This window comes from Plasticicumulans sp. (assembly GCF_035331805.1).
GTDB lineage: Bacteria > Pseudomonadota > Gammaproteobacteria > Competibacterales > Competibacteraceae > Plasticicumulans.
Map to the genome: position 1 here is coordinate 1 of NZ_DAOLKE010000077.1, position 12,976 is coordinate 12,976.

Here is a 12,976-nt window from a genome sequence, read left to right on the forward strand (position 1 = left end):
AGGCGCGCCCGGCCGCCAGCCGGTCGGCGGGCGTTGCGGCCGCTGCCGCGCCGGCGCGTCAGGAATCCGGCGCCCGCCACAACGTCACCTGGGCGCAGGACCCGGTGATCACGCAGATGCAGACCGAAATCTCGGCGCTGCGCCAGCTGCTCGAACAGCAGCTGACCTCGATCGCCTGGGGGCGCGAGGGCTCGCGTCAGCCGCGGCGCTTCGAGCTGCTCGAACGCCTGCTGAAGTTCGGCCTCGACGCCGAGCTCTGCTACGAACTCTGCGATGCCGCGCTCAGCGAGCCCGACAACGAGCGGGCCTGGCAGTCCGCGCTCGGCCAGCTGCACCGCGGCATCGTGACGATGGACGACGATCCGCTCGATCGCGGCGGCGCCATCGCGCTGGTCGGCCCGACCGGGGTCGGCAAGACCACGACGGTCGCCAAGCTCGCCGCGCGCTACGCGCTGCGCCACGGCCCGCGCAAGGTCGGCCTGATCACCACCGACGGCTACCGCATCGGCGCCTACGATCAGCTGCGCACCTACGGCATGCTGCTCGACCTGCCGGTGCGCGTCGCCGGCGATGCGCCGGAGCTGCGTCAGGCGCTGTCGGATTTCTCCGACAAGTCGCTGGTGCTGATCGACACCGCCGGCATGGGCCTGCGCGACGTGCGGCTGGCGCAGCAGATCGGCATGCTGCAGACCGCGCCGGCCATCCACAACTATCTGGTGCTGCCGGCCAACGGTCATCCGGCCGCGCTCGGCGAGAGCGTGCAGGCCTTCGCCGGCGTGCAGCTGACCGGTGGCATCCTCAGCAAGCTCGACGAGGCCGCGCGCATCGCCGGCGTGCTGTCGCTGCTGTATCGCACCGGCCTGCCGCTCGCGTGGTTCACGAACGGCCAGCGCGTGCCCGAAGACATCGTCAGTGCCCGCGCCGAGACCCTGATGGCGACGGCACTCGACCAGCAGCTCGATGATTGCGGCATCGCCGATGACGCGATGCTGGTCACCTGGGGAAGGAGAATCGTAAATGCCTGCCAGTGAAGCGATGCGTCCGGAGCAGGGCAGCGCGCCACGCCGTGCCGCGCCCCAGAATCCGGTCCGCGTCATCTGCGTGGCCAGCGGCAAGGGCGGCGTCGGCAAGACCAGCACGACGATCAACCTCGCCGTCGCGCTCGCCACCCTGCGCCGCCGCGTGCTGATCCTCGATGCCGACCTGGGGCTTGCCAACGTCGACGTGCTGCTCGGCCTGCATCCGGTCTGGAACCTCGCGCACGTGCTGGCCGGGGAGCGGACGCTGGAGGAGATCCTGCTCGACGGCCCGCACGGCATCCGCATCGTGCCGGCAAGCTCCGGCATCAAGCGCATGGCCGAGCTGTCGCCGGTCGAGCACGCCGGCATCATCAGCGCCTTCAGCGAGCTCGGCGATGCCTTCGACGTGCTGCTGGTCGATTGCGCGGCCGGCATTTCCGACAGCGTCGTCACCTTCGCGCGCGCCGCGCAGGAGGTCGTGGTCGTGGTCTGCAACGAGCCGGCCTCGATCACCGACGCCTACGCGCTGATCAAGCTGCTGTCGCGCGATTACGGCGTCGACCACCTGCACGTGCTCGCCAACCGCGTCGCCGGTCACCGCGAGGGCGTGGACCTCTACACCAAGCTCGTGAAGGTCACCGACCGCTTCCTCGACGTGACGCTGTCGCACATCGGCAGCATCCCGGAGGACGCCCAGCTGCGCCGCGCCATCCAGATGCAGCAGGCCGTCGTCGATGCCTTTCCGAGTGCGCGCGCCAGTGCGAGCTTCCTGCGCCTTGCCGAGAACATCGAGCGCTGGCCGCTGCCGGCCGGCCCGAGCGGCCATCTGCAGTTCTTCCTCGAACGGCTGGTCGGTGCCGGCGTGCGCTGACGCGCCGCGCCCCGCCGCCCCACGGGAGACCCGACACCATGTTGCGCGCATCCTGTCCCTACGCGCCTGCCCGACCCGGACTCGACGAGCTGGTCGCCCGGCATGCGCCGCAGGTCAAGCGCATTGCCTGTCATCTGCTCGCACGCCTGCCGGCCTCGGTGCAGATCGACGACCTGATCCAGGCCGGCATGCTCGGCCTGATCGAGGCCGCGCGCCGCTACGACGCCAGCCAGGGCGCGAGCTTCGCGACCTTCGCCGAACAGCGCATCCGCGGCGCGATGCTCGACGAGATCCGCCGCGGCGACTGGACGCCGCGCTCGGTGCACCGGCGCTCGCGCGAGGTCGCCGCCGCGATCCGCGCGATCGAGACCGAAACCGGCCGCGAGGCCCAGGACACCGATGTCGCGCTGCGCCTCGGCCTGAGCCTGCCCGAGTACCACGACACGCTGACCGAGCTGCGCGGGCAGAAGCTCGTGTCGCTCGATGACGACGAGCACGGCGAGGACGAAGGCGAGGGCCTGCTTGCGCAGCTCGCCTCCACCGAGGCCGGTCCCGAGGAGGAAACCGCGCGCGAGCAGTTGCTCGGCGCCGTCTCCGCGCAGATCGATGCGCTGCCCGAGCGCGAGAAGCTCGTGCTGGCGCTCTATTACGACGAGGGCCTGAACCTCAAGGAGATCGGCGCGGTGCTCGGTGTCAGCGAGTCGCGCGTCTGCCAGATCCACGCGCAGGCCGTCGCGCGGCTGCGCTCCCGCCTGCGCTGAGCGACCGGGGAGCCCCTACGCCCATGGACATCCTCAGTCTCGCCGGCATCGTGCTCGCGCTGGTCGCGATCATCGGCGGCCATCTGATCGAAGGCGGCAGCCTGGTATCGCTGTTCAACCCGGCGGCCTTCGTGATCGTCGTGCTCGGCACCATCGCCGCGAGCCTGCTCGGCACGCCGATGACCGTGTTCCGCGGCGCGCTGCGCCGGCTGCGCTGGGTGTTCGTGCCGCCGCCCGCCACGCACGAGGAACTGATCGAGAAGATCGTCGGCTGGAGCCAGATCGCCCGGCGCGCCGGCCTGCTCGGTCTGGAGGACATCATCGAGCGCGAGACCGAGCCGTTCACGCGCAAGGCCCTGCAGATGCTGGTCGACGGCGCCGATGCCGAGACCATCCGCCACGCGATGGAGATGGAGCTCGCCGCGCGCGAGGACTTCGAACTGCGCGCCGCGCGCCTCTACGAGAGCATGGGCGGCTACTCGCCGACCATCGGCATCCTCGGTGCCGTGCTCGGTCTGATCCACGTGATGGAGAACCTCGCCGATCCGTCGAAGCTCGGCAGCGGCATCGCCGCGGCCTTCGTCGCGACCGTCTACGGTGTCGGCTTCGCGAACCTCGTGCTGCTGCCGATCGCCAACAAGCTCAAGAGCGTGATCAACCGCCAGGCCCAGCTCGCCGAGATGGTCATCGAGGGCGTGCTCGCGATCGCCACCGGCGAGAACCCGCGCAACATCGAGATGCGGCTGCGCGGCTTCATCCACGAATGAAGCGGCGCTGATCCCCGGCGGCTGCATCCGCCCTCCGCCTTCCGTCATTCCGCCCGCACCGCCTGTCCGGAACCCGCAGCCATGCGCCATCACCGCCGTGCCGACGACCACGAGAACCACGATCGCTGGCTGGTTTCCTACGCCGACTTCATCACGCTGCTGTTCGCGTTCTTCGTGGTCATGTACGCGATCAGCTCGGTCAACGCCGGCAAGTACCGCGTGCTGTCCGAGAACCTCTATTCGGCCTTCCGCTCGCCGATCAGCGGCGGCGCGCTGCCGATCGGCTCCGAGCCGCAGGCGCTCTCCGACCCCCAGGACGGACGCAAGCCCAACCTGATCGCCCCGGACCTGCGCCCGCTGCCGACGCCGCCGATGCGTCCGGACCAGCGGCCGGTGCTCGATCGCAGCACCGGCCCCGACCGCCAGACGCCGCCGCTGGCGCGACCGGTGCCGGAGAACGCCCCGCACGCCGAGCAGCCGCAGCCCGGCGCGCCGCCGGCCGATGCCAGCCAGCAGCAGCTCGACGCGGTCGCCGGTGCCCTGCGCAACGCCATGACCGACATGCTGCAGTCCCAGCAGATGGAGGTGCGCCGCGAGAAGCACTGGGTGGAGCTGGAGATCAAGGACAACCTGCTGTTCCCGAGCGGCAGCGCGCAGATCAACAACCAGGCCCAGGACCCGCTCGCGCGCATCGCCGGCGTGCTGAAGAACCTGCCGAACCGCGTGCAGGTCGAGGGCTATACCGACAACGTGCCGATCCGCAACGCCGTCTATCCGTCGAACTGGGAACTGTCGGCGGCGCGCGCGGCCAGTGTCGTCGAAGTGCTCGCGCACGCCGGTGTCGATGCGCAGCGCATGGCCGCGATCGGCTACGGCGAGCACCGCCCGGTCGCCGACAATGCCAGCGCCGATGGCCGGCTGCGCAACCGGCGCGTGGTCATGGTCGTGCTGAACCAGCCCGATCCGCGCGCCGATGTCGCCGTCGACCCGGACGCTGCCGGCACCAACGGCCCGCGTGCCACCGATACCGCCGGGACTGCGCCATGAACTCCGAAGCCTTGCTGTGGGGCGTCGCGATCACCGCGATCGTGGTCGCCAACATCGTGCTGGTGGCGCTGGCCGTCATCGTCCACCGCCGCTGGCAGGCGGCGTTCACGCAGGCGAAGGACAGCGCCAGCGAGGGCGCGGCGCTGCTCGCCGAGCTGCGCGCGCTGGCCGCGACCCAGACGGCGCTGCAGGCCGAGCTGCAGAAATCCCACACCGAAACGCTCGCGGCCACCGAGGCGCTGCGCCTGGACGTGCGCGCGCTGTCCGCGGCGCTCGGCGTGTTCGGCCAGCGGCTCGGACGCATCGAGGAAGACCTCGAACGCCGCGCCGAGGCCGCGCAGCCGGTCGGCGTGCGCACCGAACTCGAACGCAAGTCGATCGAGTTCGCCACGCGCCTGGCCTCGCGCGGGGCCTCGGCCGATGAACTCGTCGAGCTGTGCGGGCTGTCGCGCGGCGAGGCCGAGCTGCTGATGCGCGTGCATGCGAAGCCGGGCGCCAAGCAGGAAGGTTCGGGGCGCTGAAGCCGCCGGGTTCCGGCCCCGGTGCCTGAGGGGTGCCTGAGGGCGGATCGCGGTCGCACCCGGCTCCGGCCCGATGCCGGTTGACACGCCCGCGGATCGCGGCCTGGAATCGCCTGCCGCCGTGCACAGCTGCGGCGGCAGCGCCAGGAATCCGGGGAGAACCGCCATCATGGCCCGTGCTGGAACCCTCCTTTTCGAACCCGTCCGCGAAGCGGTCACGGCCTGCGTGACCAAGTTCGGCGGGCAGCCCTGCTGGCTGAAAGCCCCGCAATGGCCGCTGAGCCGCGCGACCGGCCAGCCGATGCGCTTCATCGCGCAGGTGGCGCTGGAGGCCCCGCTCTTTGCCGGGACCGGCGGCCGCATGGCGTATCTGTTCATGACCGATGATCCGGAGCAGTACGTCGATGGCACCTGGGAGCCGGAGGGCGGGGAGAACGCCGTCGTCGTGCAGCCCGGGCACTTCACGGGACCGGCCGTGGCGCTGGCGCAGGGACCGTCGCTGTACCGGATGGCCGAAGTCGCCGGGGAGGTGCAGCTGCAGCCGCAGGCCGTCGAATTCCGGGTGCAGCTTCGGTTCGTGGAGGAGCCCGGGCATCAGCCGGAATCGGTGCGCGGCGAATGGACGCAGGAGCAGCAGGAGTCCCGGGCGCGGGCGCTGGAAGGCAGCAAGGTCGGCGGAACCCCCGGATTCCTGCAGGGCGACGAGTTTCCGCAGCCCGGCGACTGGAAGCTGCTGCTGCAGCTCGATTCCACCACCGTGCCTTTCTACGTGAACTTCGGCGATGCCGGCATCGGCTATGCGTTCATCGACCAGGCCGAGCAGGAGGGCCGGTTTCTGTGGCAGTGCTGCTGACGGGAACCGGCAGGATCCCGGGCTTTCCGGCTATGTTCGCCCGTCGCCCCGGCCCTGCATCGGAGTCCGCGCCATGTACCAGCCCGCCAGCTTCACCGAAACCCGCCTCGACGTGCTGCATGCCGTGATGCGCGCCGCGCCGCTCGCGAGCCTCGTCATCCACGGCCCCGACGGCCTCGATGCCGACCCGCTGCCGCTGCTCCTCGATGCCGCCGCCGGACCGTGCGGCACGCTCGCCGGCCACTGCGCGCGCGCCAATCCGCTGTGGACGCGGGCCGGCACCGGCGGCATCGACGCGCTCGCGATCTTCCACGGCCCCGAGCACTACGTGTCGCCGGCCTGGTATCCGGCCAAGCAGGAACACGGCCGCGTCGTGCCGACCTGGAATTACGTGATCGTGCAGGCCTACGGCCGGCTGCGCGCGATCGATGACCGTGACTGGCTGCGCCGGCAGGTCACGGCGCTGACGCAGCAGCAGGAAGCCGGTGCCGCCGCGCCGTGGGCGGTCGGCGATGCGCCGGCCGATTACCTCGACAAGATGCTCGGCGCCATCGTCGGGCTGGAGCTGCGCATCGAGCGGCTGAGCGGCAAATGCAAGCTCAGCCAGAATCAGCCGGCGGCGAATCGCGACGGCGTGATCGCGGGGCTGCAGGCACTCGGCACTTCCCGGGCTGCGGTGATGGCGGCCGAGGTGGCGGGGCGCATGACGCCGCCGCGCGCGGACTGAACGACCGCGGGCCGCAGGCGCCTGCGCCGTGCCGGCTTTTCAGTCGCGCACGAACAGCGCGATCGATTCGACGTGCGTCGTGTGCGGGAACATGTCCATGACGCCGGCGGCTTCGAGCCGGTAGCCGTGCGTGTGCACGAGTTCGGCGGCGTCGCGCGCGAGGGTTGCCGGGTGGCAGGAGACGTAGACGATGCGCGAGGCGCCCATCGCGGCGACGTGCGGCATCATCTCCAGCGCACCGGAGCGCGGCGGGTCGAGCAGGATGCGGTCGTAGCGCGCCTGGCGCCAGGTCTGCGTCGTGATGTCGGTCGTCAGGTCGGCGACATGGAAGCCGGCGTTGCCGATGCCGTTGGCCGCGGCGTTGCGCCCGGCCCATTCGACCAGCGCCGGTTCGCCCTCGACGCCGCTGACCCGTCCTTCGGCGCCGGTGACGCGCGCCAGCGCCAGCGTGAAGTTGCCGAGGCCGCAGAACAGGTCGAGCACGTGCTGGCCCGGCTGCACGTCGAGCAGTTCGATCGCACGCGCGATCATCTGCCGGTTGATGTCGGCGTTGACCTGCGTGAAGTGCTGCGTGCGAAACGCCAGTTCCACGTCGTACGCCGGCAGCCGGTAGTGCAGGTCGGCGATCTCGTCCGGCCACAGCGCATGGGTCGAGCCGGCATTGCCGGGCTGCAGCAGGATGCGGATGCCATGCTCGCGGCCGAAGGCGGCGAGCTTTTCGCAGTCCTCGGCACTCGGCGGGTCCATGACCCGGAAGTTCAGCGCCACGCCGTCCTCGCCGACCGCGACCTCGATCTGCGGCAGGCGGGTTTTGATGCTGAGGCTGCCGATCAGCGCCGACAGCGCCTCGATGCGCGTGCCGACGCTCGGGTGCAGCACCTCGCAGCCGAGCAGGTCGGCGAGATAGGGCGCGTGCTTCTCGCGAAAGCCGACCAGCACCTTGTCCTTCTTCGGCACGAAGCGCACGCCGAGCCGCGCCTTCTGACGGTAGCCCCAGTGCGGGCCGGTCAGCGGCGCCAGCCAGTGCGCGGGCGTCACGCGGCCGATGCGTTCGAGGTTCTCGACGAGCTGGTCGTGCTTGAACGCGATCTGCCGGTCGGCCGCCAGATGCTGCAGGCTGCAGCCGCCGCAGACGCCGAAGTGCCGGCAGCGCGGCGCCACGCGCTCGGGGCTCGCTTCGAGCACGCCGGTGGTCAGCGCCTCGTCGTAGCCGCCGCGGGTGGCCAGATAGCGGTATTCGACGGTCTCGCCGGGCAGCGCGCCTTCGATGAACACGACCTTGCCGTCGACGCGGGCGATGCCGCGGCCGTCGTGGGCGAGGCTGTCGATGCGGGCGGTGAACACGCCTTCCGGCGCGCGGGGTTTGCGGTGGTGACGACGGGCCATCGGAGCGGAAACCGGATCAGGGAGGGGGGATACGAAGGCGGCGGGCAGGGGCGGCGACAGCCGTCAGTCCCCGGGGCAGTTCGTCCAGCCGGCGCGGAACTCGTCGAAATGCGGCTGCGGGTTCTGGACGAGCCAGTCGCGCAGCAGCCGGCATTCGCCGGCGTAGCCCTCGGGGCCGAGGTTGCCGCGCATCAGCTCGAAGCGCAGCCAGACCAGATAGGTGTTCAGCACGTCGGTCTCGCAGTAGGCGCGGATCGCATCGAGCCGGCCGGCGCGGTAGGCGTCCCAGACCTTGCTGCCGTCCATGCCGAGCTTGCCGGGCAGGCCGAGCAGCGTCGCGATCTCGTCGAGCGGCGCGCAGGCGCGCGGCTGGTAGCCGGCGAGCACGTCCATCAGGTCGGTGTGCCGCCAGTGGAAGCGCGCGAGGTAGTGGTTGTAGCGGAAGCCCGGTTCGGAATCGCCGGTCTCCCAGTAGCGCGGCGCCTGCACGCCGTGCAGCAGCGCGCGGTAGTGCAGCACCGGCAGGTCGAAACCGCTGCCGTTCCAGCTCACCAGCGTCGGCGTGTACTTGCCGATGCCGTCGAAGAAGCGCTGGATCAGCTCGGCCTCGCCGGATTGCGGCGTGCCGAGCGACCAGACGCGCAGCTGGCTGCCCGAGCGCAGCACGGCCGAGATCGCGACGACGCGCTGCAGGTGGTGGCGGATGAAGTCCGAGCCGGTTTCCTGGCGGCGCAGATGGAACATCGCATCGGCGACCTGCGCGTCATCGAGGCCGGCGAGTCCGGCATCAAGCCGGCGGGCGCCGTCGGTGTCGGGAATGGTCTCGATGTCGAAGACGAGGACGTTCACGGGCGCTTCACTGTAAGTACTGTAAGTCCGGTCAGTCCGGGAACACGCCGGTCGACAGATACCGGTCGCCGCGGTCGCAGACGATGCTGACGATCAGCGCGTCCGGGGTTTCGGCGGCGATGCGCAGCGCCGCGACCATCGCGCCGCCCGAGGAAATCCCGCAGAACAGGCCTTCCTCGCGCGCAAGCTGGCGGGTCATCGCCTCGGCATCGGCCTGATTGACGTCGAGGATGCGATCGACGCGCGGGGCCTCGTAGATCTTCGGCAGATAGGCCTCGGGCCAGCGGCGGATGCCGGGAATCTGCGCACCGTCGGCCGGCTGCACGCCGATGACCTGCACGTGCGGCGCGACCTCCTTGAGGTAACGCGACACGCCCATGATCGTGCCGGTCGTGCCCATGGAGCTGACGAAGTGCGTGATGCGGCCCTGCGTCTGGCGCCAGATTTCCGGGCCGGTGGACTTGTAGTGCGCGAGCGGGTTGTCGGGGTTCGAGAACTGGTCGAGCACGCGGCCCTTGCCCTCGGCCTGCATCGAGAGCGCCAGGTCGCGTGCGCCTTCCATGCCCTGGGCTCTGGTGACGAGGATCAGCTCGGCGCCGAAGGCCTTCATCGTCGCCCGGCGCTCCAGCGACAGGTTGTCCGGCATGATCAGGATCATCCGGTAGCCCTTGATCGCCGCCGCCATCGCCAGCGCGATGCCGGTGTTGCCGCTCGTGGCCTCGATCAGCGTGTCGCCGGGGCGGATGTCGCCGCGGGCCTCGGCCTCGCGGATCATCGACACCGCCGGGCGGTCCTTGACCGAGCCGGCCGGGTTGTTGCCTTCGAGCTTGGCGAGCACGAGGCCGGGCAGGTCGCGGCCGAGGCGCTGCAGCCGCATCAGCGGGGTTTCGCCGACCAGGTCTTCGAGGGTCGGAAACAGGGACGGGTCGATCATGGGCGGCAGGTCCGGATGGGGCAGGGGCGCCGCATTCAGGCGGGCCGGCTAGTATACACGGCCCGTTCCGGCCGCCCGGCCGTTGCCCCTGCCGTCCGATGCTCCTCCTGCCGCTGCCTGCTGCTGTCCTGATCCACGCCTGCCGGCGTGCCGAGCGATGATCTTCTCCGGTCTGCCGGCGCGCATCGCGCTGCTTGCCTTCGTGCCGGTGCTGGGGCTGGCCGCGCTCGCTTCGGCCTGGCTCGGCTACGAGCGCTATCAGGCCGGCGTGCAGGAGATCAACACCCGCGGGACGACGCTGGTGCGCCAGGCGGCCCTGGCCCTGGAGGGCGATCCGGTGCTCGAACGCGAGCGCCTGCGCCGCTACGCGCTCGGGCTGCTCGCCCTCGATGACGTGCTGACCGTGAGCATCGACGGCCTCGACGGCCAGACGCTGGTGCGCGAACAGCGCAGCAGCAGCCAGCGCCTCAACGGCAACGCCGGTGAGCAGCCCGAAGCCTCGCTCGGCTTCGAGGCACCGGTGCGCGGGGCGCTGGCCGCCAGCCTGACGCCGGACATCAGCCCCGGGCCGGGTTACCTGCCGGGGCCGGCGCGCGTGCACATCGAGCTGTCGCGCGCGCCGCTGTTCGCGCTGCGCAGCAGCGTGCTGATCGACACGCTCGGCCTGCTCGGGCTCGGGGCGCTGTTCGGGCTGCTGGCCGCGAGCCTCGGTTCGATCGCGATCCTGACGCCGTTCGAACGCGTGCAGCGCCTGCTGAACCGGCTGCGCAACGGCCAGTTCGAGCCGCCGCTGCGCCGCGGCGACGACGGCGGGCCGCTCGATGCGCTGGAGGAAGGCATCAGTGCCATCGCCCGGCTGCTGCGCGAGCAGCGCCAGACGCTGATGTCGCGCGACGAGCAGACCATGGCCGAACTGCACGAGACGCTGGAGGAACTCGAGATCAAGAACGCCGAGCTCGACATCGCGCGCAAGAAGGCACTGGCCGCGAGCCAGGTCAAATCCGAATTCCTCGCCAACATGAGCCACGAGATCCGCACGCCGATGAACGGCGTGCTCGGCTTCGTCGAGCTGCTGGCCAAGACCGAGCTGTCCCGCACCCAGCAGGGGCATCTGCAGACGATCCGTGCCTCGGCACGGCATCTGATGACCATCCTCAACGACATCCTCGACTTCTCGAAGATCGAGGCCGGCAAGTTCGAACTCGCGCAGCAGCCCTTCGACCTGCGCGAGCTGCTGGAGAACGCCGTGCTGCTGTTCGCCCCGAACGCGCACGCCAAGAACCTGTCGCTGGTGCTCGACGTGGCGCCCGAGCTGCCTTCGGGGCTGATCGGCGACGGGCCGCGCATCGCGCAGATCGTCACCAACCTCGTCAGCAACGCCGTCAAGTTCACCGATCGCGGCCAGGTCGAGGTCTGCGTGCGGCTGTGCTCCGAAACCGCGAAGACCGTGACGTTCGGCATTGCCGTGCTCGATACCGGCATCGGCTTCGCGCCGCAGGACCGCGCACGCCTGTTCAGCGCCTTCGACCAGATCGACACCTCGCCGACGCGCCGCCACGGCGGCACCGGTCTCGGACTCGCGATCTGCCGGCGCCTGGTGCAGATGATGGGCGGCGACATCCACGCCGAGAGCGTGCCCGGTGAGGGCGCGTGCTTCGAGGCGACGCTGCGGCTCGATCGGCTGCTCGCCACCGAAGCCGGCGAGGGCGCCGAGGCAGTGCCGCCGCCGGTGTCGATGCCGGCGCTGCTGGCGATGCGCGATGAGACGCTGGCGCGCGCGCTCACGCACATCCTGGCGCTGCGCGGCGTGGCGGCGAGCCTCTGCCGTGACGTGAACGAGCTGGAGGCAGCGCTGTCGCAGCCGCCGGCGCCGGGACCGCTGCTGATCGCGATCGACCTGCGCACATTGCCGGGCGCCCGTCAGGCCCTGCCCGAGCTGCTGCGCGCGCGCGAGCAGCCGGTCGAGGGCGGGCTGCTGCTGATCGGCGGGGCCGAGGCCGCCATGCCCGGCAACGGCGGCTTCGCCTACGGCCGGCTGCAGGCCTGGCAGATCGCCCGTCCGCCGGTGTCGCGCGAGGTGCTGCCGGTGCTCGATGCGCTGCTCGCCCGCCACGCCGGCACGCCACTGCCGGATCAGGCTTCGACGACGGTGCCGGCGGCGCACAGCACGCCCGGTACCCAGGGGCTGCACGTGCTGCTCGCCGATGACAACCTGATCAACCGTCAGCTCGCCCGGCTGTTCCTGCAGCAGCTCGGTGCGCAGGTCGACGAGGCGGCCAACGGGCTGGAGGCCGTGCAGCGCTGCGCCGGACACGACTACGACGTGGTGCTGATGGACATCCAGATGCCCGAACTCGATGGCCTGTCGGCGACGCGGCGCATCCGCGCGGCCGGCCCGAACCGCGATACGCCGATCGTCGCGCTGACCGCCGAGATCCTGCCGAGCGACGCCGGGCGTTATCGTGCCGCCGGCATCGACGATCAGGTCATCAAGCCGGTCACCGAGGAAGCCCTGGTCGCGACGCTGCTGAAATGGGGCAACCGCTGCCACCTGCCCGATCCGCAGGTGCAGGCCTGAAGTGCAGGCGCGACCCGACGGGCCGCCGGCCGGCTTCTGAACCCCCACCACTGCACCCGCAGCCGCCGGAGGCGCGCCGCGGAGCAGAGAACACCGGAGCCATGCCATGGAATGCGACAACCAAGGAGCGCACGTGACTGAACTTCCCGTCTTTGACCCGCAGGAAGCCCTGCGCGTGACCGGCAACCGTGCCGCGATCGCCACGCATCTGCTCGGCCTGTTCCTGAACGAACTGCCCGAGGCCAGGCTCGTGATCACCGATCTGGCCGCCGACGGCGAGCGCGAGGCGCTGCGCGCGCGCGTGCACAAGCTCGCCGGTTCGGCGATGTACTGCGGCGCGGTGCGGCTGCTCGCCGTCAGCCGGGCCCTGGAAGCCGCCATCGAGGACGGTGCCGCCGACGCGGACATCGAGACCGGCACGCGCTCGGTGCTGGACGAGATCGGCAGATTCATTGCGGCTGCGCCGAAGATGCCCGGATGAATCGGCGGAACGCTCCGCTGCGCAGTGAACCGCCCCGGGTTTCGTGGAGGCTTCCGCCTTTGAGAGGATGGAGCCATGAAAGCATCAATGAAGTTTTCGCCCGAGGTTCAGGAGCGCGCCGTGCGCATGGTCGCGGAGGCACAGGGGCAACACGACTCGCAGTGGGCAGCGATCGTGTCGAT

Annotated in this window: 13 protein-coding genes; 10 read left to right on the forward strand and 3 right to left on the reverse strand. The window is 70.7% G+C overall.

Annotated elements, in window-relative coordinates; translation table 11 throughout:
- The 8 genes from flhF to PKE44_RS07765 all read left to right on the forward strand — a co-directional run.
- On the forward strand, positions 1 to 1,031 hold a 1,031-nt coding region (gene flhF / locus PKE44_RS07730), incomplete at its 5' end, for a flagellar biosynthesis protein FlhF (protein ID WP_324549753.1).
- A complete protein-coding gene (locus PKE44_RS07735) occupies positions 1,018 to 1,890 on the forward strand; it encodes a MinD/ParA family protein (protein WP_324549756.1) in 873 nt (290 codons plus the stop codon). The genes flhF and PKE44_RS07735, both read left to right, overlap by 14 nt.
- Before the next feature lie 38 nt (positions 1,891 to 1,928).
- A complete protein-coding gene (locus tag PKE44_RS07740; RefSeq protein WP_324549758.1) occupies positions 1,929 to 2,651 on the forward strand; it encodes an RNA polymerase sigma factor FliA in 723 nt (240 codons plus the stop codon).
- A gap of 23 nt (positions 2,652 to 2,674) precedes the next feature.
- Positions 2,675 to 3,418 carry a flagellar motor protein gene (locus tag PKE44_RS07745; RefSeq protein WP_324549760.1) on the forward strand — a complete coding sequence of 248 codons (744 nt, stop codon included), beginning with the start codon at positions 2,675 to 2,677 and terminating at the stop codon, positions 3,416 to 3,418.
- Between the two features lie 81 nt (positions 3,419 to 3,499).
- A complete protein-coding gene (motD, locus tag PKE44_RS07750; protein ID WP_324549762.1) occupies positions 3,500 to 4,465 on the forward strand; it encodes a flagellar motor protein MotD in 966 nt (321 codons plus the stop codon).
- The gene (locus PKE44_RS07755; protein WP_324549764.1) at positions 4,462 to 4,986 is read left to right on the forward strand and encodes a DUF2802 domain-containing protein; all 525 of its coding nucleotides are present in this window, start codon (positions 4,462 to 4,464) and stop codon (positions 4,984 to 4,986) included. Before motD ends, PKE44_RS07755 begins: the two co-directional genes overlap by 4 nt.
- A 226-nt stretch (positions 4,987 to 5,212) precedes the next feature.
- Positions 5,213 to 5,839, forward strand: coding sequence for a DUF1963 domain-containing protein (locus PKE44_RS07760; RefSeq protein ID WP_324549766.1), 627 nt, complete (start codon positions 5,213 to 5,215; stop codon positions 5,837 to 5,839).
- Between the two features lie 73 nt (positions 5,840 to 5,912).
- The gene (locus tag PKE44_RS07765) at positions 5,913 to 6,566 is read left to right on the forward strand and encodes an FMN-binding negative transcriptional regulator (RefSeq protein ID WP_324549768.1); all 654 of its coding nucleotides are present in this window, start codon (positions 5,913 to 5,915) and stop codon (positions 6,564 to 6,566) included.
- A 39-nt stretch (positions 6,567 to 6,605) separates the two neighbouring features.
- Here PKE44_RS07765 and rlmD read toward each other — a convergent pair whose 3' ends face one another.
- The 3 genes from rlmD to cysM form a co-directional block, all read right to left on the reverse strand.
- Positions 6,606 to 7,952: a 23S rRNA (uracil(1939)-C(5))-methyltransferase RlmD gene (rlmD, locus tag PKE44_RS07770; RefSeq protein WP_324549770.1), complete on the reverse strand. Its 1,347-nt coding sequence runs from the start codon at positions 7,950 to 7,952 to the stop codon at positions 6,606 to 6,608.
- A gap of 63 nt (positions 7,953 to 8,015) precedes the next feature.
- A complete protein-coding gene (locus PKE44_RS07775; RefSeq protein WP_324549772.1) occupies positions 8,016 to 8,801 on the reverse strand; it encodes a 3'-5' exonuclease in 786 nt (261 codons plus the stop codon).
- A gap of 31 nt (positions 8,802 to 8,832) precedes the next feature.
- Positions 8,833 to 9,735, reverse strand: a complete 903-nt coding sequence (gene cysM, locus PKE44_RS07780; protein ID WP_324549774.1) for a cysteine synthase CysM — start codon at positions 9,733 to 9,735, stop codon at positions 8,833 to 8,835.
- Between the two features lie 157 nt (positions 9,736 to 9,892).
- Here cysM and PKE44_RS07785 point away from each other — a divergent pair, with 157 nt between their 5' ends.
- Both PKE44_RS07785 and PKE44_RS07790 read left to right on the forward strand, forming a co-directional pair.
- Positions 9,893 to 12,313, forward strand: a complete 2,421-nt coding sequence (locus PKE44_RS07785; protein WP_324549776.1) for an ATP-binding protein — start codon at positions 9,893 to 9,895, stop codon at positions 12,311 to 12,313.
- A gap of 133 nt (positions 12,314 to 12,446) precedes the next feature.
- A complete protein-coding gene (locus PKE44_RS07790) occupies positions 12,447 to 12,794 on the forward strand; it encodes an Hpt domain-containing protein (protein WP_324549778.1) in 348 nt (115 codons plus the stop codon).
- Positions 12,795 to 12,976 lie beyond the last annotated feature (182 nt).